The organism is Streptomyces sp. NPDC126499 (assembly GCF_040302485.1).
Classification (GTDB): domain Bacteria; phylum Actinomycetota; class Actinomycetes; order Streptomycetales; family Streptomycetaceae; genus Streptomyces.
This window is the reverse complement of the sequence record NZ_JBEOUO010000027.1, coordinates 65,569-83,218: the sequence shown is the minus strand read 5'-3', so window position 1 is coordinate 83,218 and position 17,650 is coordinate 65,569. Positions and strand designations below refer to the sequence as shown.

Annotated in this window: 18 protein-coding genes; 8 read left to right on the top strand and 10 right to left on the bottom strand. The window is 74.1% G+C overall.

Annotation, left to right across the window (positions count from 1 at the left end; translation table 11 throughout):
* Positions 1 to 66: 66 nt before the first annotated feature.
* The 4 genes from ABTZ91_RS29670 to ABTZ91_RS29655 all read right to left on the bottom strand — a co-directional run bounded on the left by ABTZ91_RS29670 (position 67) and on the right by ABTZ91_RS29655 (position 4,121).
* Positions 67 to 912: a fused MFS/spermidine synthase gene (locus ABTZ91_RS29670; protein ID WP_352080297.1), complete on the bottom strand. Its 846-nt coding sequence runs from the start codon at positions 910 to 912 to the stop codon at positions 67 to 69.
* A 4-nt stretch (positions 913 to 916) separates the two neighbouring features.
* The gene (locus ABTZ91_RS29665; RefSeq protein WP_352080296.1) at positions 917 to 1,777 is read right to left on the bottom strand and encodes a patatin-like phospholipase family protein; all 861 of its coding nucleotides are present in this window, start codon (positions 1,775 to 1,777) and stop codon (positions 917 to 919) included.
* Between the two features lie 79 nt (positions 1,778 to 1,856).
* On the bottom strand, positions 1,857 to 3,035 hold the full coding sequence (gene tuf, locus ABTZ91_RS29660; protein WP_352080295.1) for an elongation factor Tu: 1,179 nt from the start codon (positions 3,033 to 3,035) through the stop codon (positions 1,857 to 1,859).
* Between the two features lie 312 nt (positions 3,036 to 3,347).
* Positions 3,348 to 4,121: a DNA alkylation repair protein gene (locus ABTZ91_RS29655; protein WP_352080294.1), complete on the bottom strand. Its 774-nt coding sequence runs from the start codon at positions 4,119 to 4,121 to the stop codon at positions 3,348 to 3,350.
* 279 nt (positions 4,122 to 4,400) lie between these two features.
* Here ABTZ91_RS29655 and ABTZ91_RS29650 point away from each other — a divergent pair, with 279 nt between their 5' ends.
* Positions 4,401 to 5,129: a TVP38/TMEM64 family protein gene (locus ABTZ91_RS29650; protein ID WP_352080293.1), complete on the top strand. Its 729-nt coding sequence runs from the start codon at positions 4,401 to 4,403 to the stop codon at positions 5,127 to 5,129.
* Positions 5,130 to 5,220: 91 nt separating this feature from the next.
* Here the strand turns inward: ABTZ91_RS29650 and ABTZ91_RS29645 are convergent, their stop codons facing one another.
* On the bottom strand, positions 5,221 to 6,390 hold the full coding sequence (locus ABTZ91_RS29645) for a thiolase family protein (protein WP_352080292.1): 1,170 nt from the start codon (positions 6,388 to 6,390) through the stop codon (positions 5,221 to 5,223).
* A 130-nt stretch (positions 6,391 to 6,520) separates the two neighbouring features.
* Here ABTZ91_RS29645 and ABTZ91_RS29640 point away from each other — a divergent pair, with 130 nt between their 5' ends.
* The 4 genes from ABTZ91_RS29640 (at position 6,521) to lnt (ending at position 10,422) form a co-directional block, all read left to right on the top strand.
* Positions 6,521 to 6,982 carry a helix-turn-helix domain-containing protein gene (locus ABTZ91_RS29640; protein ID WP_352080291.1) on the top strand — a complete coding sequence of 154 codons (462 nt, stop codon included), beginning with the start codon at positions 6,521 to 6,523 and terminating at the stop codon, positions 6,980 to 6,982.
* A gap of 114 nt (positions 6,983 to 7,096) precedes the next feature.
* Complete coding sequence (locus ABTZ91_RS29635) at positions 7,097 to 7,972, top strand: undecaprenyl-diphosphate phosphatase (protein WP_352080290.1); 876 nt, start codon at positions 7,097 to 7,099, stop codon at positions 7,970 to 7,972.
* A gap of 81 nt (positions 7,973 to 8,053) precedes the next feature.
* Positions 8,054 to 8,491, top strand: a complete 438-nt coding sequence (locus ABTZ91_RS29630) for a nuclear transport factor 2 family protein (protein WP_352080289.1) — start codon at positions 8,054 to 8,056, stop codon at positions 8,489 to 8,491.
* Positions 8,492 to 8,610: 119 nt separating this feature from the next.
* The gene (gene lnt / locus ABTZ91_RS29625; RefSeq protein WP_352080288.1) at positions 8,611 to 10,422 is read left to right on the top strand and encodes an apolipoprotein N-acyltransferase; all 1,812 of its coding nucleotides are present in this window, start codon (positions 8,611 to 8,613) and stop codon (positions 10,420 to 10,422) included.
* A 116-nt stretch (positions 10,423 to 10,538) separates the two neighbouring features.
* On the opposite strand, the gene ABTZ91_RS29620 is transcribed toward lnt, so the two are convergent.
* Together ABTZ91_RS29620 and ABTZ91_RS29615 are read right to left on the bottom strand one after the other, a co-directional pair.
* Positions 10,539 to 11,444, bottom strand: coding sequence for a Gfo/Idh/MocA family oxidoreductase (locus ABTZ91_RS29620; RefSeq protein WP_352080287.1), 906 nt, complete (start codon positions 11,442 to 11,444; stop codon positions 10,539 to 10,541).
* A 55-nt stretch (positions 11,445 to 11,499) separates the two neighbouring features.
* A complete protein-coding gene (locus ABTZ91_RS29615) occupies positions 11,500 to 12,687 on the bottom strand; it encodes an FAD-dependent oxidoreductase (protein WP_352080286.1) in 1,188 nt (395 codons plus the stop codon).
* 118 nt (positions 12,688 to 12,805) lie between these two features.
* Here ABTZ91_RS29615 and ABTZ91_RS29610 point away from each other — a divergent pair, with 118 nt between their 5' ends.
* From ABTZ91_RS29610 to ABTZ91_RS29600, 3 genes are all read left to right on the top strand, one after another.
* A complete protein-coding gene (locus ABTZ91_RS29610; protein WP_352080285.1) occupies positions 12,806 to 13,438 on the top strand; it encodes a TetR family transcriptional regulator in 633 nt (210 codons plus the stop codon).
* A gap of 52 nt (positions 13,439 to 13,490) precedes the next feature.
* Entirely contained in the window at positions 13,491 to 14,018 is a 528-nt protein-coding gene (locus ABTZ91_RS29605) for a DinB family protein (RefSeq protein ID WP_352080284.1), read from the top strand.
* 144 nt (positions 14,019 to 14,162) lie between these two features.
* Entirely contained in the window at positions 14,163 to 14,606 is a 444-nt protein-coding gene (locus tag ABTZ91_RS29600) for a hypothetical protein (RefSeq protein WP_352080283.1), read from the top strand.
* A 43-nt stretch (positions 14,607 to 14,649) separates the two neighbouring features.
* On the opposite strand, the gene ABTZ91_RS29595 is transcribed toward ABTZ91_RS29600, so the two are convergent.
* The 3 genes from ABTZ91_RS29595 to ABTZ91_RS29585 form a co-directional block, all read right to left on the bottom strand.
* A complete protein-coding gene (locus ABTZ91_RS29595) occupies positions 14,650 to 15,099 on the bottom strand; it encodes a hypothetical protein (protein ID WP_352080314.1) in 450 nt (149 codons plus the stop codon).
* A 144-nt stretch (positions 15,100 to 15,243) separates the two neighbouring features.
* Positions 15,244 to 15,927, bottom strand: coding sequence for a uracil-DNA glycosylase (ung, locus tag ABTZ91_RS29590; protein WP_352080282.1), 684 nt, complete (start codon positions 15,925 to 15,927; stop codon positions 15,244 to 15,246).
* 102 nt (positions 15,928 to 16,029) lie between these two features.
* Positions 16,030 to 17,610: an ABC transporter substrate-binding protein gene (locus ABTZ91_RS29585; protein WP_352080281.1), complete on the bottom strand. Its 1,581-nt coding sequence runs from the start codon at positions 17,608 to 17,610 to the stop codon at positions 16,030 to 16,032.
* Positions 17,611 to 17,650: the final 40 nt, after the last annotated feature.

Genomic DNA, 17,650 nt, shown 5'->3' with positions numbered 1-17,650 from the left:
CCGATCACACACCACCGCGCCGTCGGACCGCATCCGGTTTCCGCCGCCCCGGCCCCGGGCGACGGGTCAGCCGATGCCGAAAGCGCCGTTCGGAGGGACGGGGGACGGGACGGCGTCGGCGTCGTGGACCGGGCGGGCGCCTGTGGTGAGGCGGGTCAGGGCCTCGCCTCGTTCCACCCGCGCCGGGAACGGGTCGGCGGCGGTGCGGCGGGCGAGCGGCGCGGTGTCGATCTCGCGGTCGGAGGCGAGCAGCACCGCGTTGCCGAAGCGGCGGCCGCGCAGGACCGACGGTTCGGCGATCAGCGCGAGCTCGGGGAAGACGGCGGCGAAGGTGGCGAGCTGGGAGCCGAGGAAGGCGAAGGGCGCGCCGTCCGCCAGGTTGGCCGCGTACACGCCGCCGGGGCGCAGCACCCGCCGGGCCTGCCGGGCGTACTCGACCGAGGTGAGGTGGGCCGGCACCCGCGAGCCGCCGAAGACGTCGGCGATCAGCAGGTCGGCGGAGGCGTCCGGTGCGGTCTCCAGCCAGGCGCGGGCGTCCGCGCCGTACACGCTGATCCCGCAGTCCTCCGGGAGCGGCAGGTGCTCGGCGACGAGGGCGATCAGGCCCCGGTCGGCCTCGGCGACCCGCTGCCGGGAGCCGGGCCGGGTCGCGGCGACGTAACGGGGCAGGGTGAGCGCCCCGCCGCCGAGGTGCACGACGTCCAGCGGGGCGCCCGCCTCGGCGGCGAGGTCGACGACGTGGGCGAGCCGCTGGGCGTACTCGAACTCCAGGCGCGTCGGGTCGTCGAGGTCGACGTACGACTGGGGCGCACCGTCGACCGTGAGCAGCCAGCCCCGCTCGGTGTCGACGTCGGGCAGGAGCCGGGCGGTGCCCCGGTCGACGTCACGGATGACGGGAATCTGCTCGTTCACGCCCTCATTGTGCCCACAGCTCCGCGACGGCCCGGGCGTGGGCGGCGGCCTGCGCCCGTCCGGCGCGGGCGGCCGGGACCCGGAGGGCGGGGTCGAGCGAGCCCTGTCCGAAGACCTGCCGGGACTCGGCGTCCGGCGTGACGACCTCGACCCGCGCGCCGGCGGCGGCGAGGTCGGCGCCCTGCCGGGCCGGGGAGAGGATCACCTTGTTGCCGGTGGCGCTGGGCGCGATGACGACGACGCGTTCGTAGCCGGCGGCGAGGTGGGCGTTGGCCGTGGAGTGGACCCCGCCGTCGATCCAGCGCCGCCCGGCGACCTCGGCGACCGGCCAGATGCCGGGGATGGCGCAGCTGGCGGTGACGGCGTCGGTGAGCGGGACGCCGGAGTCCGCGTCGAAGGCGGTGAGTTCGCCGCTGTCGGCGTCGACGGCGGTGATCAGCAGCCGCGGCCGCTCGGGCCATTCCACGGCGGGCCCGAGCCGGCCGGCGACCACCTCGCGCCGGGCCTCCGGCGCGACGGTCCGCGCGGCGCCCGCCAGCCGGCCGAGCTTGCGCCCGTACGCCTCGGGGGTGCGCGAGCCGAGGACGGCGAGCGTGTACTTCAGGATGGCGCCCATGCCGAGGCGGGCGGGGAGTTCGCCGTCGGGTTCGGTGAGCTGGCTCTCGTAGAGCGTGTCGAGGGAGAACTTCCCGGAGGCGAGCTGCGCGCCGACGACCGCGCCGGCGGAACTGCCGACGATCAGATCGGCGGTCGTGAGGTCGGTGCCCGCCTCGGCGAGTCCCTGGAGAACCCCGATCGCCCATCCCGCGCCGGCCATCCCGCCCGCGCCCAGTACCAGTGCCCTACGCGTCACCATCTCGCTCATGGTCCAAGTCTGGAGGAGGGGGTGGGGCAGGCGGCGGGCGGGGGCCGGTCCACCACGCCCCCGCCCCGACGCCCCCTCCTCACAGCACCTCGGTCACCGTTCCCGCCCCGACCGTCCGTCCGCCCTCGCGGATCGCGAAGCCCAGTCCCGGCTCCAAGGGGACCGGGCGGCCCAGCTCGACGGTCACGGTGACCGTGTCGCCGGGGCGGGCGAGGGGGGCGGCGCCGAGGTCGACGGTGCCGACGACGTCTGCCGTACGGAGGTGGAACTGCGGCCGGTAGCCGGTGCCGATCGGGGTGGCGCGGCCGCCCTCGCGGGCGGACAGCACGTACACCCGGGCCGTGAACCGGGTGCGCGGCACGACGCTGCCGGGGCGCGCCACGACGTCGCCTCGGCGGACCGCGCCGCGCGGGACGCCGCGCAGCAGCAGGGCCACGTTGTCGCCGGCCTGTCCCCACTCCATGGGACGGCCGAACGTCTCGACCCCGGTGACCACCGTCTCGGTTCCGGCGCCGAGCACGTCCACCCGGTCGCCGACCCGGACCGTGCCGCGCTCGACGGCGCCGGTCACGACCGTGCCGCGGCCGGAGATGGTGAGCACGCTCTCGACGGGCATCAGGAACGGGGCGTCCACGTACCGCTCGGGCACCGGCACATACGTGTCCACCGCGTCCAGCAACGCCTCCACGGACGCGGTCCAGCGCGGGTCGCCCTCCAGGGCCCGCAGGCCGGAGACGCGCACCACGGGCACGCCGTCGCCGCCGTAGCCGTGCGCGGTGAGCAGTTCCCGTACCTCCAGCTCGACCAGGTCGGTCAGCTCGTCGTCGGCGCCGTCGGCCTTGTTGAGGGCGACGACGATGTGGTCGACGCCGACCTGCCGGGCGAGCAGGACGTGTTCGGCGGTCTGCGGCATGATCCCGTCGAGGGCGGAGACGACGAGGATCGCCCCGTCGAGCTGGGCGGCTCCGGTGACCATGTTCTTGATGTAGTCGGCGTGCCCGGGCAGGTCGACATGGGCGTAGTGGCGGGTGTCGGTCTCGTACTCGACGTGCGCGGCGTTGATGGTGATGCCGCGCCGCGCCTCCTCGGGGGCCCGGTCGATCCGGTCGAAGGGCACGTACGTGGTGGGGCCGCCGTCGGTGCGCTCGCTGAGGACCTTGGTGATGGCGGCGGTGAGGGTGGTCTTGCCGTGGTCGACGTGGCCCATGGTGCCGATGTTGAGGTGCGGCTTGGTGCGCGCGTAGGCCTGCTTGGGCATGGCTGATTCGCTCGATTCGGGTGTGCGAAGCGTGTGTGGGGACCCCGGGGCCGGACCGACCCTCCCCCTGTGGGGTCCGCCGGACGATCCGGGAAGGGTCAGCTTCGGTCGCCGCCGAGCGTCACGGGCGCGGCGGGCACGGCAGGCGCGGCGAGCACGGCAGCCTTCGGCACGTCCGCGACTGCGGACGGCGCTGTGGGAAAGGCGTACCGGGACATGCCCCGATCATGGCCGCCCGGAGCGTCCGCGTCGATCGAATTACGGGGCGGCCAGGGGCCCTTCGGGCTCGACGGGCTGGGAGGGCGCCGGGGCTCAGAGGTTCCTGAGGGCCTCGCGCACCGAGAGCGGGGAGAGCCGGGAGGTGTTCCGCGCGACGAAGGCGCGGACCTCGGCGGGGGCGGTCTTCGCGTACTCGCGCAGGCTCCAGCCGATCGCCTTGCGGAGGAAGAAGTCCGGGTCCCCCGAGCGCAGCAGGCAGTAGGAGAAGAGCCGCTCGGCGTCGGTGGCGTCCTTGAAGCGCAGCTGGTGGAGCAGGGCGGTGCGAGCCACCCACACGTCCTCGTCGGCGATCCACTCGTCCATGCGGGCGGCGAGCGCGGGGTCGGCGGCGACGAGCCCGCCGACGACGTGGGCGGCGAGGTGGTCGACCGTGTCCCACCAGGAGACGGTGGTGACGAGGTCGCGCGCCACCGGCAGGAAGGCCGAGGAGCAGCGCTTCACGTGGCGGCGGAGGTAGTCGACGGCGAAGTAGTGGTATTCGCGCTCCGGCAGGGCGAAGCAGCGCAGGGCGACGGCGGTGCAGTCGGCCTCGTCGGGGGCGGGGAGTCCTTGGAGGACGGTACGGGACAGGGCGCGGCGCTCGGGGGTGCGGATCCCGAGGAAGGGGGCCGCGCCCTTCATGTACGCGACCATCTCCTGGGCCCGGAAGGGGTTCCCGGCGGCGGGGTAGAGCGCGGTGAGCCGGGCGAGGACGGTGTCGGCGAGGTCGCTCGGCGGGACGAGCGCCGGGGCGTGCCGGACGGTGTCCGCGGCACCCGAGGTGGCGGCGGGGTTCGCCGCGGCGGTCGCCGGCTCGCTGTCACTCACGCGGCCACTGTAAGCGCGGGCACGGTGCGCGCGGGCGCTGTGACGCGGGCCCATGGCGGGCGCGGAGCCACGTCGGGCGCGGGGCCATGGGGGACGCCCAGCCATGGCCCGGGCCGTGGCGGGCGCGGGGGCACGGCGGACGCCCAGCCATGGGCCCGGGCCATGGCGGACACGGGGGCACGGCGGACACGGGGCCACGGCGGACACGGGGGCATGGCAGGCGCGGGGCCATGGCGCACATTACGGCGATCACACACGGGTGTCGGCTACTCTCCCCGGATGCTCCTCTCGCCCAAGGCCCGACTGGCGTACCTCGCCGTGATCCTGCTCGCCGCGGGCGTGTCGGTGCTGCTCTTCGAACCGCAGCGGCTGCTGTCGGCGGGCTGGCCGCCGCAGGTGAGCGGTGCGGGCGCGGTGCTGGTGTTCGGTCTCGCGTACGGGGTCTGCACGGCGGCACTCGTCCCGCGACCGATCCTCAACCTGGCGGCGGGCGCGCTGTTCGGCACCCAGGCGGGCTTCGCGGCGGCCCTGGGCGGGACGGTGCTCGGCGCGGGACTCTCGTTCGCGCTCGGCCGGACGCTCGGGCAGGAGGCGCTGCGGCCGTACGTCCGGGGGCGGTGGCTGCGGGCGGCGGACGGTCAGCTGAGCCGGCACGGCTTCCGCTCGATGCTGGCGATCCGGCTGTTCCCCGGGATGCCGTTCGCGGTGGCCAACTACGCGGCCGCCGTCTCCCGGATGCGGTACCTGCCCTTCCTCCTGGCGACCGGCCTCGGCTCCGTACCGAACACCCTGGCCTACGTGGTCGCCGGCAGCCAGGCCACCTCGCCCACCTCCCCCGCCTTCCTGGTCTCCACGGGGTTCATCGTGCTGTCGGCGTCGGTGGCCGCGGTGGTGGGCTGGCGCAAGCGGCACCGGTTGAGGGAGGTGGCGGCCGGCGCCTCGGCCGCGAGGCCGCCCGAGGCGGTACGGGAAGCGGCGGCAGCGGGCGCGGCCACCCGAGAGACCTGAGCCTCCCGGGGCCGACCGGTCCCCGGCCGGGGACCGGGGCGCGCGACACCTGAGCCCCCCGCCGCCCGAACGCCGCCCCCGGCCCCCGTTCTCACATCGCTTCGACGATCATCGCGTTGGCGAGCCCGCCGGCCTCGCACATCGCCTGCAGGCCGTAGCGCCCGCCCCGGGCGCGCAGCGCGTGCACCAGGGTCGTCGTCAGGCGGGTGCCGCTCGCGCCCAGCGGGTGGCCGAGGGCGATCGCGCCGCCGTGGACGTTGACCTTGGCGGGGTCGGCGCCGGTCTCCTGCTGCCAGGCGAGGACGACGCTCGCGAAGGCCTCGTTGATCTCGAAGAGGTCGATGTCGTCGAGGGCGAGGCCCGCGCGGCGCAGCACCTTCTCCGTGGCGGGGATGACGCCGGTGAGCATGAGGAGCGGGTCGGAGCCGGTGACGGCGAAGGAGTGGAGGCGGGCGAGCGGGCGCAGGCCGAGGGCGCGGGCGGTGTCGGCGGCCATGACGAGGACGGCGGAGGCGCCGTCGTTGATCGGGCTGCTGTTGCCGGCGGTGACCGACCAGTCGATCTGCGGGAAGCGTTCGGCGAAGCCGGGGTCCTGGAAGGCGGGCCTGAGGCCGGCGAGGACCTCGGGGGTGGTGGAGGGGCGCACCGACTCGTCGCGGCGGACGGTCCCGTAGGGGACGACCTGGTCGTCGAAGAGTCCGGCCTCCCAGCTCCGCGCGGCCTTGGCGTGCGAGTCGGCGGCGAACTCGTCCATGGCCGCCCGGCCGATGGACCACTTGGCGGCGATGAGTTCGGCGCTGATGCCCTGCGGCACCAGGCCCTCCGGGTAACGCTCGGCGACACCGGGGCCGAAGGGGTCGGCGCCGGGCGGCACGTTGGACCACATCGGGACCCGGCTCATGGACTCGACGCCGCAGGCGACGGCGATGTCGTACGCGCCGGACGCCACCCCCTGCGCGGCGAAGTGCACGGCCTGCTGGGAGGAGCCGCACTGACGGTCGACGGTGGTGGCGGGCACGGTCTCGGGCAGGCCCGCGCCGAGCCAGGCGTAGCGGGTGGTGTTCATGGCCTGTTCGCCGACCTGGTCGACGGTGCCGCCGATGACGTCGTCGACGAGAGCGGGGTCGATGCCGGTGCGGTCGATCAGGGCGCGCAGGGTGTGCGAGAGCAGCGCGACGGGATGGACGTCGGAGAGGGCTCCGCCTGGCTTGCCCTTCCCGATCGGCGTACGGACGGCTTCGACGATGACGGCGTCACGCATGACACGGCTCCCGAGTGGTCGAGGGACGACGGGCTTGGTGGGTTGGAAAACTGGATGCGCACTCGCCGGTAACATAGCCCAGAGAGTTGGATTCTCAAACCCTCTCTGTCGGCTGCCTTAGGCTTGGCCCATGAAGGCCGCCCCCCGCCCCTGCTCCATCGCCGACACGCTCGCGCTCGTCGGCGAGAAGTACTCCCTCCTCGTCCTGCGCGAGGTCTTCCTCGGCGTCCACCGCTTCGACCGCATCGCCCGCAACACGGGCGCGCCGCGCGACATCCTCACCACGCGCCTCAAGCGCCTGGTCGAGGCCGGGATCCTGGAGAAGGCGGCGTACAGCGAGCGGCCCCCGCGGTACGAGTACCGGGCCACGCCGGCCGGCCGGGAGCTCGGGCCCGTGCTCATGACCCTGATGGCCTGGGGCGACCGCCATCTCCGCCCCGAGGACCGCCCGGTGGTCCTGGAGCACAGCTGCGGCGCGGTGCTCAGCCCGCGCGTGGTCTGCGCGCACTGCGGCGAGGAGGCGGACCGGGCGAGCCTGACGACCCATGTACGGGCGCCCGGCTGGACGACGGCGGGACCCGTGGAGAACTGAACCGCCGGGCCGGGGCCCGCGCCCGAGCCCTGGGCACGGTCCTGTCACTTCGGGACGGTACGCTGCGCACCGACCTTCTGACCGCACACGTACATACGGGACGGCCCTGGCCCCATGAGTTGGTTCGAATCATTCATCCTCGGACTCGTCCAGGGGCTGACGGAGTTCCTTCCCATCTCCTCCAGCGCGCATCTGCGGCTCACCGCCGCCTTCGCCGGCTGGCACGACCCGGGGGCCGCGTTCACGGCCATCACCCAGATCGGCACCGAGACGGCCGTCCTCATCTACTTCCGCAAGGACATCGCGCGGATCGTGTCCGCGTGGTTCCGCTCGCTCTTCGACAAGGCGATGCGCGCGGACCACGACGCTCAGATGGGCTGGCTGGTCATCGTCGGCTCGATCCCGATCGGCGTCCTCGGCGTCACGCTCAAGGACCAGATCGAGGGCCCGTTCCGCGATCTGCGGCTGATCGCCACCACGCTGATCGTCATGGGCATCGTGCTCGGCATCGCCGACCGGCTCGCCGCCCGGGACGAGATCGGCGGCCGGCACCGCGCCATCCGCGAGCGCAAGACGCTCAAGGAGCTCGGCGTGCGCGACGGCCTCATCTTCGGCGTCTGCCAGGCGATGGCCCTGATCCCGGGCGTCTCCCGCTCCGGCGCCACCATCTCCGGCGGTCTGCTCATGGGGTACACCCGTGAGGCCGCGGCCCGTTACTCCTTCCTGCTCGCCATCCCGGCCGTACTCGCCTCCGGCGTGTTCGAGCTGAAGGACGCGGGCGAGGGCGGCCACGTCTCCTGGGGGCCGACGATCTTCGCGACCGTCATCGCCTTCGCCGTCGGTTACGCGGTGATCGCCTGGTTCATGAAGTTCATCACCACCAAGTCCTTCATGCCGTTCGTGATCTACCGCATCATCCTGGGCATCGTCCTGTTCGTCCTGGTCGGCACGGACGTCCTCAGCCCCCACGCGGGCGAGTCGGCGGGCTGACACCCCCCGTCCGCGCCGCCCCGGACAGCGGGGCCGCGCACACCCCTTGGCGCCGCTCCCCCACTGCCCGACACTGAACCGATGACACAGCGCGTGGACCTCGCGAACGTGATGGACCGGCTCGCCGTCGACGACGTGATCACCGGTTACGCCATGGCCGTGGACGACTCCGACTGGACCGCGTACCGGGCGCTGTTCACCCCGGACGGGCGCGCCGACTACCGCGGTGCGGGCGGCGTCGAGGGACCCGCCTCCGAGGTCGCCGACTGGCTCGCCGGGACGATGCGGCTCTTTCCCGTACGACAGCACCTCATCGTCAACCGGCGCGTACGCGTCCAGGACCTCGGGGGCTCTCCCGGCGACGAGGCGACCGCGCGCGCCGACTACGTGAACCCCATGCGGTTCGCGTCGGGCGAGGACTTCGTGTGCGGCGGGCGCTACGCCTTCACGCTGCGCCGCGCGGACGGCGGCTGGCTGCTGTCCTCGGTGGTGGTCGAGGAGAGGTGGCGCCGGGGCTGAGAGCCCGCAGGCCGGGAAGGGGGAAGAGGACCGGCCGAGAGCGGCGCGCCCGAGGGCCTGTCGAGCCGCCCCGCGGGGCCGGTCGCGCGCACACTGGAGGCGACACCTGGAGGCAGGGTATGCGGACTCCGTTCGCCCGGCGCTCGACCCCGGCCGGCAGGGCCGCGGCCGGACCGGGACCTGGCACCACCGCCGACGCCACGACGGGCCCCCACACCGGCGCGGGCGCGGGCCCCGGCGCGGGCACGGGCCCGGGCCCCGGCCCCGGCGCGGGGACTGGTCCGGGCGCGGGCACTGGTCCGGGCGCGGGCCACGACGGTGGCACCGGCGCGGCTCCCGGCGCGGGCCATGACGCCGGCACCGGCACCGGGCAGAACTACGTCGCCGCCGACACCGTACGGACCCGGACCCGGGCCCGGACCCGGCTGCCGGGCATCGGCCGGTCCGCGCTCGCCGTCGCCCTGGGCGCCCTGCCCGCCCTCGCCTTCCCCGCCCCCGGCCTGTGGTGGTGGGCGTACCTGGCCCTCGTCCCCTGGCTGCTCCTGATCCGTACGGCGCCGAGCGCGCGCCGGGCCGGTCTGGACGGCTGGTGCGGGGGCGTCGGCTTCATGCTGGCCGTGCACCACTGGCTGCTGCCGAGCCTCCACGTCTTCATGCTCCTGCTCGCCGCCCTGCTCGGACTGCTCTGGCTGCCGTGGGGCCGGCTCGTGCGCGGCCTGCTCGGCGGCTCGCCGTCCCCGCGCCGGGCCGCCGCCGCGCTGCTCGTGGTGCCCTCCGGCTGGCTGCTGATCGAACTGGTCCGTTCCTGGGAGGGCCTCGGCGGCCCCTGGGGGCTGCTCGGGGCGAGCCAGTGGCAGGTGCCGCCCGCGCTGCGACTCGCCTCGGTCGGCGGGATCTGGCTGGTGAGCCTGCTGGTGGTGGCGGTGAACACGGCCGTCGCCCTGCTCGTGGCCGTGGCGCCGGTGCGCAGGACCGCGCTGGTGGGGCTGGTCGGCTGCGCCCTCGTACTGGGGCTCGCCTGGTGGGGCACCGCACCGCCGCGTCCCACCGGCACCGTACGGGTGGCGGTTGTCCAGCCCGGTGTCCTCGACCCGCCGGGCGGCGCCGAACGGCGGTTCGCGCGGGGCGAGGAGCTGACCAGGACGCTCGCCGGGCAGCGGCTCGACCTGGTGGTCTGGGGCGAGAGCAGCGTGGGCGCCGATCTGGACGCGCGGCCCGACCTGGCCGCCCGGCTCGCGGCGCTCTCGCGCTCGGTGGACGCGCCGGTCCTGGTGAACGTGGACGCGCGCCGCTCGGACCGCCCCGGCATCTTCAAGAGCGCCGTGCTCGTCGACCGGGACGGGCCGACCGGGGACCGCTACGACAAGATGCGCCTCGTGCCGTTCGGCGAGTACATCCCCGCGCGGGCCGTGCTCGGCTGGGTCACCTCGGTCGGCAAGGCGGCCGGCGAGGACCGGCAGCGGGGCACCGCGCCGGTCGTGATGACGCTGCCGCCGCCGGACGGGAGCGAGGGCGCGGGGCTGCGGGTCGGGCCGCTGGTCTGCTTCGAGTCGGCCTTCCCCGACATGACCCGGCGGCTGGCCCTGGACGGTGCCGACGTGGTGGTGGCCCAGTCGGCCACCTCCACCTTCCAGGACAGCTGGGCTCCGGCCCAGCACGCCTCGCTCGCGGCGCTGCGGGCCGCGGAGTCGGGGCGGCCGGTGGTGCACGCGACGCTGACCGGGATCAGCGCCGCGTACGGCCCGGACGGGCGGCCCGTGGGCACGACCCTGGGCACCGGGACCAGCGGCGCCGCCGTCCTGGACCTGCCGCTCGGCGGGGGCGTGACGACCCCGTACGTCCGTCTCGGCGACTGGGCGGTCCACGGGGCCGTCGCCGTCCTCGTCGCGCTGTGCGTGGTCGAGGCCGTGGGACGGCTCAGGCGGCGCTGAGGCAGAGGCGCGGGCGGTGCGGCGGGCCGGGAGGACCGGCGGGAGCCGGCCTACCGGGAGGACCGGCGGGAGCCGGGAGGACGGCGGGGACCCGAAGGACCGGCGAAAGCCGGGGGTCAGGTGGCCTGGGCGAGTGCCTGGCGCACCACGTGCTCGCACAGCTCGTGCGTCAGGAGGGCGTCGCGGGCGCTGAGCGGCCGGCCTTCGCGTACGGCTTCGAGGAAGGCGATGACGGCCTGCTCGATGCCGCGCTGGCGGGCCACCGGCACCCAGTCGCCGCGGCGGCGCACGGTGGGCTGGCCCTTGTGGTCGACGATCTCGGCGAGGTTGAGGACCTGCCGCTTGGTGTCCTGGCCGGAGACCTCCAGGATCTCCTCGGTGGAGCCGTTCAGCCGGTTCATGATGCCGAGGGCGGTGAAGCCGTCGCCGGACAGCTGGAGCACGACGTGGTGCAGGAGCCCGTCGCGGACCCTGGCGCGTACGTCGGTGTGCTCGACCTCCCCGGGGAGCAGGAAGCGCAGGGTGTCGACGACGTGGATGAAGTCGTCGAGGACGAAGGTGCGCGGGTCCTCGGGCAGGCCGATGCGGTTCTTCTGCATGAGGATCAGGTCGCGCGGGTGGTCGAGGCACTGGGCGTAGCCGGGGGCGAGCCGGCGGTTGAAGCCGACGGCGAGGCTGACCGCGTGCTTCTCGGCGAGTTCGACGAGCCGCTCGGACTCGGCGTACTCGTAGGCGAGCGGCTTGTCGACGTACGTGGGGACCCCGGCCTGGAGGAGGCGGGTGGTGATCTCGGGGTGCACGGGGGTCGGGGCGTGCACGAAGGCGGCGTCGAGTCCGGCGGAGAGCAGCGAGTCGAGGTCGCGGTGGCGCCGCGCGGCGGGCACGTGGAGGCTGTCGCCGACCAGGTCGAGGGTGGCGGGGGTGCGGGTCTGGAGGTGGAGTTCGATCCCGGGAAGGGTGGACAGGACGGGGAGGTACGCCTTCCGGGCGATGTCGCCGAGTCCGATGCAGCCGACCTTCACTTCGGTCTCCCTTGCCGTCGTTCCCCGGCCCCCGCGGTGGGGCCGTTCGCGCCGGTCAGCTTACGCGGGGCGCTGCGGCGCCGACCGGGGGGCGCCAGTCGGCGATGCCGTCGAAGCCGCGCAGGATCAGTCCGGGGCCGAGGCGGGAGAGGGTGGTCACGGCGGTGTCGCGCAGGGCGACGGCGGGGCGGGCGGAGAGCAGCGCGAGGCGGCCGGTGCGGGCGGCCTTGCGGACCAGGGCGGTGGTGCGGGGCAGCCGGTCGGCGGTGTACTCGGTGAGCGCGGCCGGCACGGGCAGGCCGCGGCCGGTGTGGTGGGCGAGGACGATGGCGTCCTCGACGGCCTGGTTGCCGCCCTGGCCGAGGGTGGGCTGCATGGCGTGGGCGGCGTCGCCGAGGAGGGCGACGCGGCCGCGGTGGAAGGCGGGCAGCGGGTCGATGAGGTGGTGGACGTCGTGCCGGAGGACGCCGGTCTCGCCGGCGGCCTCCAGGATGGCGGGCACGGGGTGGTGCCAGTCGCCGAAGAGGCGCGTGAGCTCGGCCTTCTCGCCGTCGGCGGCGCGGGCCCCGGCGGGCGCCGCGGCCATGGCGTACGCGTAGACGCGGCCGTCCTTGAGGGGCTGGCTGCCCCAGAGGCGGGCGGGGCCCCAGGTCTCGTGCGGGGCGAAGGGCCGCTCGGGGGCGGGGATGACGGTCCGCCAGGTGGTGAAGCCGGAGTAGCGGGGGCCGGGGTGGCCGGGGAAGAGGGCGGTGCGGACGGTGGAGCGGAGGCCGTCGGCGGCGACGACGAGTTCGGCCTCGATGGCGCCGTCGGGGGTGGAGACGCGGGCGGGTCGACGGGCGTCGCCGGCGTCGTCGAGGCGGGCCGGGGTCGCGGTGCGGACGGCGGCGGCGGGCAGGGCCGAGGTGAGGAGGTCGACGAGGGTGGCGCGGTGCAGCAGGACGAGCGGGCCGCCGAAGCGGGCGGCGGCGGCCGTGGCGTCGGTGCGGCAGAGCCAGCGGCCGTCGGGGCGGCGCATGCCGCCGTCGCCCTGCCAGGCGGCGAGGTCCCGGACCGGGTCGCCGAGGCCGATGACGTCGAGTGCGCGCAGGGCGTTGGGGGCGAGGGCGATGCCGGCGCCGACGGGGGCGAGGCCGGGGGCGCGTTCGAGGACGGTGACGTCCCAGCCGCGCTGTCGCAGGGCGACGGCGGCGGTGAGGCCGCCGATGCCGGCTCCGACGACGACGGCACGGTGCTGTTCCATGACTCCCCCTTGGGGCGGCGACAGTGGACTACGGATGTAGTGAGCCTCTCGGAGCGACCGTACTACAGCTGTAGTCAACGGGACAGTCTCGGGGCGCCGGGGTCGATAGATTGCTCTCATGACCGCAGCACCCGCTTCCGACGCCCCGCCCACCCGCGCCGAGCTCATCGGGGACGCGGCCCTCGACCTGCTCGTGGAGCGCGGGATGCGCGGGCTCACCCACCGCGCCGTGGACGAGCGGGCCGGACTCCCCCAGGGCTCCACCTCCAACCACGCCCGCACCCGGCAGGCCCTCCTGGAGGCCGCCGTCCGGCGCCAGGTCCAGCGCGAGGCGGACGTCCTGGCCCCGCACGAGCTGCCCGCCGCAGACGCGGGCCCCGACGCCCTGGTGGACGCGCTCGCGCTGGCCCTGCACCGCTATCTGACGGACCACCGGGCCCTGCTGGTCTCCCGCTACGAACTGGCCCTGGAGGCCACCCGCCGTCCCGAGCTGCGCTCGTTCTTCGACTCCGCCGGAGCCGTCTTCCACGGCCCGCTGATCGCGATGATGGCCGCCGCCGGGTCACCCTCGCCCGAGCGCCACGCGCTCTCCCTCATCGCCTGGTCCGAGGGGCTGATGTTCTCCTGCGCCGCCGGCTCCTTCCACGCGGCGGTGCCGAGCCGCGCGGAACTGCGCACCGGCTTCGACGAGCTGCTGCGTGGGATGCTGGGCGGCTCGCCGGGCAGGTCGCCGGGGGGCGAGCGCGGCTGAACCACCGTCAATCCACTGGCCCCGCGGGGCGATCATCGGCGACGATGCGGGCATGACTGCCGAACGCATCGCATCCACCCCCCGCGTCGACCCGGACACCCTCACCGGCGAGCGCGCGGCCCTGGAGGAGTGGCTCGACTTCCACCGGGCCACCCTCGCCATGAAGTGCGAGGGCCTCGACGACGCCCAGCTGCGCACCGCCTCCGCCCCGCCGTCCGACCTCAACCTGATGGGCCTGGTCCGGCACATGGCCGAGGTCGAGCGCGGCTGGTTCCGGCGGACCCTCGCGGGCGAGGACGCCGGCTGGATCTACTGCACCGAGGAGGACATGGACCGGGACATCCATGCCACCGAGGAGGACACCTGGGAGGAGGCGTACGCCACCTGGCAGGGCGAGATCGCCCAGGCCCGCGCCCACGCCGCCGGGCGCGCGCTCGACGACGTCGGCACCGGGAAGCACCGCTCGGGGAAGACGTACAACCTCCGCTGGATCTACCTGCACATGATCGAGGAGTACGCCCGGCACAACGGCCACGCCGACCTCCTCCGGGAGCGCATCGACGGCGCCACCGGCGACTGAGCCGCACCGGGGACCTCGACGCCACGGGCGCGGGGGTCAGCCCGCGGCGGGGTGATCACTCATGCGGGGCATTCCCGGCGAGTAGGGGTGTGAAAAAGCTGCTCGCCCCGCAGAGTTGCGCGAGTGCATGGAACCAGAACACGAGTGACGCTGTTCGCCGGGGCGGCCATGGCCGCCCTGTCGGGCTGCGTCGCGGTCGAGCCGCCGCCCGCGGCCCCCGCACCCGCCCCCCGTCTCTCGGCCGAGACCCCCGGCCAGGACGTCGCGCCCCAGATCGTGCAGGGCCCCGCCCGCGAGGCCCTGGAGGCCGCGATGCCCGATCCGCCGGCGCCCGAGCCGCGGTCTGCCGTCGAGCGGCACCGGACGGACGAGGGCGAAGGGGCCGAACCCGCGCGCCCGCGCCGCACCGAGAAGCCGCGCCCCACCTCCGTACCGAAGCAGCGGCACCGGCATCCGGAGGTCGAGATTCCCGGGCTCGCGAAGGTGCCCCGCGGCCGGGCGGACGTCTGCGAGCTGGGCGAGCGGTACGGCGGCTGGAGCCCCCGCAGCGAGCAGGCGAAGATCTGCCGGGGCACGTACGGCCGCTAGGACGGACGCCGCTCCCTGATCCGGCCCGATCGGCGGGACACCCCTAGAACCCGCCCGGAAGGCGCCGCAACCGCAGCTCCAGGCGCTCGATCGCGGCCCGCACCCCGTTCCCGTAGCCGTCGTGGTCCAGGGCCTCGGCGGCGGCGCGGGCCCGGTCCAGATGGACGCGGGCCGCGTCGGGGCGGGCCAGTTTCACGTAGTCGGCGGCGAGGTTGAGGTGGAGCGAGGGGTACAGGGCGCGCAGGGCCACCGCCGAGTCGTGGCGGGCCGGCCGGTCCTCGTCCAGGCCCTCGGCCGCTGACAAGGCCCGCAGGTCCCAGGCGAGCTCGGCGTCGGGGTCGTCCTGGGCGTCGGCCATGTAGTGGGCGAGGGTGCAGCGGTGCAGCGGGTCGCCGTCCGGTCCGAGCTGGTCCCAGATATCGCCGAAGCGGTTGCGGGCCTCTTCGCGGTCGCCGCCGTGGAGCAGCATCATCGCCTGCCCGATCCTGGTCATGACGGGATCGTCCGCCACCTGCTGCCCGGTCACTCGGCCTCCTCGCGTTCTCGTCGGCCCCCTCGCTCCGAGACTGCCGGATCCGGCGCCGGGTGCGGCTCCGCCGCGCCGGACCCGGCCTGATCGTCACGACACCCGGCGTGTTCAGCCGAGGTCGGGGATGCGCCAGTCGATCGGCTCGTGGCCCTGGGCGGCGACGGCCTGGTTGATCTGGGTGAAGGGCTGGGAGCCGAAGAACTTCTTCGCCGACAGCGGCGAGGGGTGGGCGCCCTTCACCACGGCGTGGCGGCTCTCGTCGATGAGCGGGAGCTTCTTCTGGGCGTAGTTGCCCCACAGCACGAAGACGGCCGGGTCGGGGCGGGCGGCGACGGCAGAGATCACCGCGTCGGTGAACTTCTCCCAGCCCTTGCCCTTGTGCGAGTTGGCCTCGCCGGCCCGGACGGTGAGCACCGCGTTGAGCAGCAGGACGCCCTGCTCGGCCCACGGCATCAGATAGCCGTTGTCGGGGATCGGGTGGCCGAGCTCGGCCTGCATCTCCTTGTAGATGTTCCGCAGCGAGGGCGGGGTCTTCACGCCCGGGCGGACGGAGAAGCACAGACCGTGGCCCTGGCCCTCGCCGTGGTACGGGTCCTGGCCGAGGACCAGGACCTTCACCTGGTCGAACGGGGTGGCGGCGAGGGCGGCGAAGACCTCCTCGCGCGGCGGGTAGACCGGCCCCTTGGCCCGCTCCTCCTCGACGAACTCGGTGAGCTGCTTGAAGTAGGGCTTCTCCAGCTCCTCGCCGAGGACGCCGCGCCAGGACTCGGGCAGCATGTCGGTGTCGGTCACGTCAACAACCTCCGGTGGGCTTCGTTGTACTCCATACGAGAACCTACCGGGGAGCACTGACAACGCCGTCCGCCCGGGTCCCCCGGGGACCCGGGCCGTCGGCTACCAGCTGGTGCGGCGGCTGAGCTCCCACATCTGCATGACGGTCTGCGGGTCGAGCGCCCGCTCGCCGCCCGCGATGTCCTCGCTCGCGGCGATGTACAGCTTGCCCTGCCACAGGGGCAGCAGCCGGACGTCGCGCACCATGATCTCCTGGGCCTGCTTGAACTCGTCCGTGACGGCCGCGCGGTCGCTCTCGCGCCGGGACTTCGGGAGGAGCTCGCCGGTGATCTCGGGGCTGACGTACGGGGTGCCGAGGACGTTCTCCTCGCCCACGAACGGGGCGATGAAGTTGTCCGGGTCCGGGAAGTCGGGGAACCAGCCTCGGCCGAAGACGGGGTACTCGCCCTTCTGGTAGCCGGCCTGGAACTCCTTCCAGGGCTTGCCGTGCAGGGTGACCTCGAAGAGGCCGGACCCCTCCAGCTGGCGCTTGAGCTCGGCGAACTCGGGCGCGGTCGAGGAGCCGTAGCGGTCGGTGGTGTACCAGAAGTCCAGCTCGACCGGCTCGGTGATGCCGGCGGCGCGCAGGATGGACTTGGCCTTGGCGGGGTCGGGCTCGCCGAAGCGGTCGTAGAAGCTGGTGGTGTGGCCCGCGATGCCCTTGGGGACCATCGAGTACAGCGGCTCGGCGGTGCCCTGGTAGACCTTGTTGACCAGTTCCTCGCGGTTGACGAGCTGGGCGATGGCCTTGCGGACGGGCAGCTTGGCGACCGAGGCGTCCTTGGTGTTGAAGACCAGGTAGCGGATGTCGGCGCCGGTGGACTCGACCAGCTGGAGGCCCTTGTTCTCCGGCTTGTCGGCCTGGAGGTCGACGACCTCGGCGGCGGTCAGACCGCGGTAGGTGGCGTCGATCTCCTTCTCCTTCAGGGCGGTGACCATCGCCTCGGACTCGGCGAAGTACTTGATGGTCACGCCGCCGTTCTTGCGGTCGGCGAAGCCCTTGTAGCTCGGGTTGCGGCTGAGCTCGGCCTTCTCCTTCTCCTTGTACTCGTCCAGGACGTACGGGCCGGAACCGACGAGCTTGCCGTCGGTGCGGAGCCGGTCCGCCGGGTACTCGGCCGGGTCGACGATCGACATGGCCGGGGTGGCGAGGACGAAGGGGAAGGTGGCGTCCGGCTTGTTCAGCCGGAAGACGACCGTGTCGGGCGCGACGACCTCGATCTTGTCGAGGGAGCCCAGCATGCCGTTGGGGCCGCCCTTGTGGTTGATCGTGCGGATCCGCTCGATCGAGTACTTCACGGCCTCGGCGTCCAGCTTGTGACCGTTGGAGAAGGTCAGCCCCTCGTGGACCCGGCACTCGAAGACCCGGCTGGAGGAGCCCTCCTTGAACCTGCAGTCCGCGGCGTCCGACTCGGGCGTCGTCCGGCCGGTCGGGAAGCTCACGAGAGTCTGGAAGACATTCCGGAAAAGCTCCCAGGAATTGTCCCAGGCGGCGGCCGGATCGAGCGTCGAGGGCGAGCTCGTCGTCCCCACGACGATTCTCTGTTCCGTTGCGGATTCACCGTCCGAAAACACACCGCATCCGGACAGGAGGGATATGGACGCAAGGGCTGCAGCGGCCTGCAGACTGGTCCGGTTGAACACGTGCACGCTCCTCGTTCAGCCTGGGGTCGGCCGACGATAC

Coding starts and splice junctions, on each gene's coding strand:
- ABTZ91_RS29650 (WP_352080293.1), top strand. CDS start 4,401: ATGCTCCTCTCGCCCAAGGCCCGACTGGCGTACCTCGCCGTGATCCTG.
- ABTZ91_RS29595 (WP_352080314.1), bottom strand. CDS start 15,099: ATGACCAGGATCGGGCAGGCGATGATGCTGCTCCACGGCGGCGACCGC.
- ABTZ91_RS29665 (WP_352080296.1), bottom strand. CDS start 1,777: ATGAGCGAGATGGTGACGCGTAGGGCACTGGTACTGGGCGCGGGCGGG.
- ABTZ91_RS29615 (WP_352080286.1), bottom strand. CDS start 12,687: ATGGAACAGCACCGTGCCGTCGTCGTCGGAGCCGGCATCGGCGGCCTC.
- ABTZ91_RS29630 (WP_352080289.1), top strand. CDS start 8,054: ATGACACAGCGCGTGGACCTCGCGAACGTGATGGACCGGCTCGCCGTC.
- tuf (WP_352080295.1), bottom strand. CDS start 3,035: ATGCCCAAGCAGGCCTACGCGCGCACCAAGCCGCACCTCAACATCGGC.
- ABTZ91_RS29610 (WP_352080285.1), top strand. CDS start 12,806: ATGACCGCAGCACCCGCTTCCGACGCCCCGCCCACCCGCGCCGAGCTC.
- ABTZ91_RS29640 (WP_352080291.1), top strand. CDS start 6,521: ATGAAGGCCGCCCCCCGCCCCTGCTCCATCGCCGACACGCTCGCGCTC.
- lnt (WP_352080288.1), top strand. CDS start 8,611: ATGCGGACTCCGTTCGCCCGGCGCTCGACCCCGGCCGGCAGGGCCGCG.
- ABTZ91_RS29635 (WP_352080290.1), top strand. CDS start 7,097: ATGAGTTGGTTCGAATCATTCATCCTCGGACTCGTCCAGGGGCTGACG.
- ABTZ91_RS29605 (WP_352080284.1), top strand. CDS start 13,491: ATGACTGCCGAACGCATCGCATCCACCCCCCGCGTCGACCCGGACACC.
- ABTZ91_RS29645 (WP_352080292.1), bottom strand. CDS start 6,390: ATGCGTGACGCCGTCATCGTCGAAGCCGTCCGTACGCCGATCGGGAAG.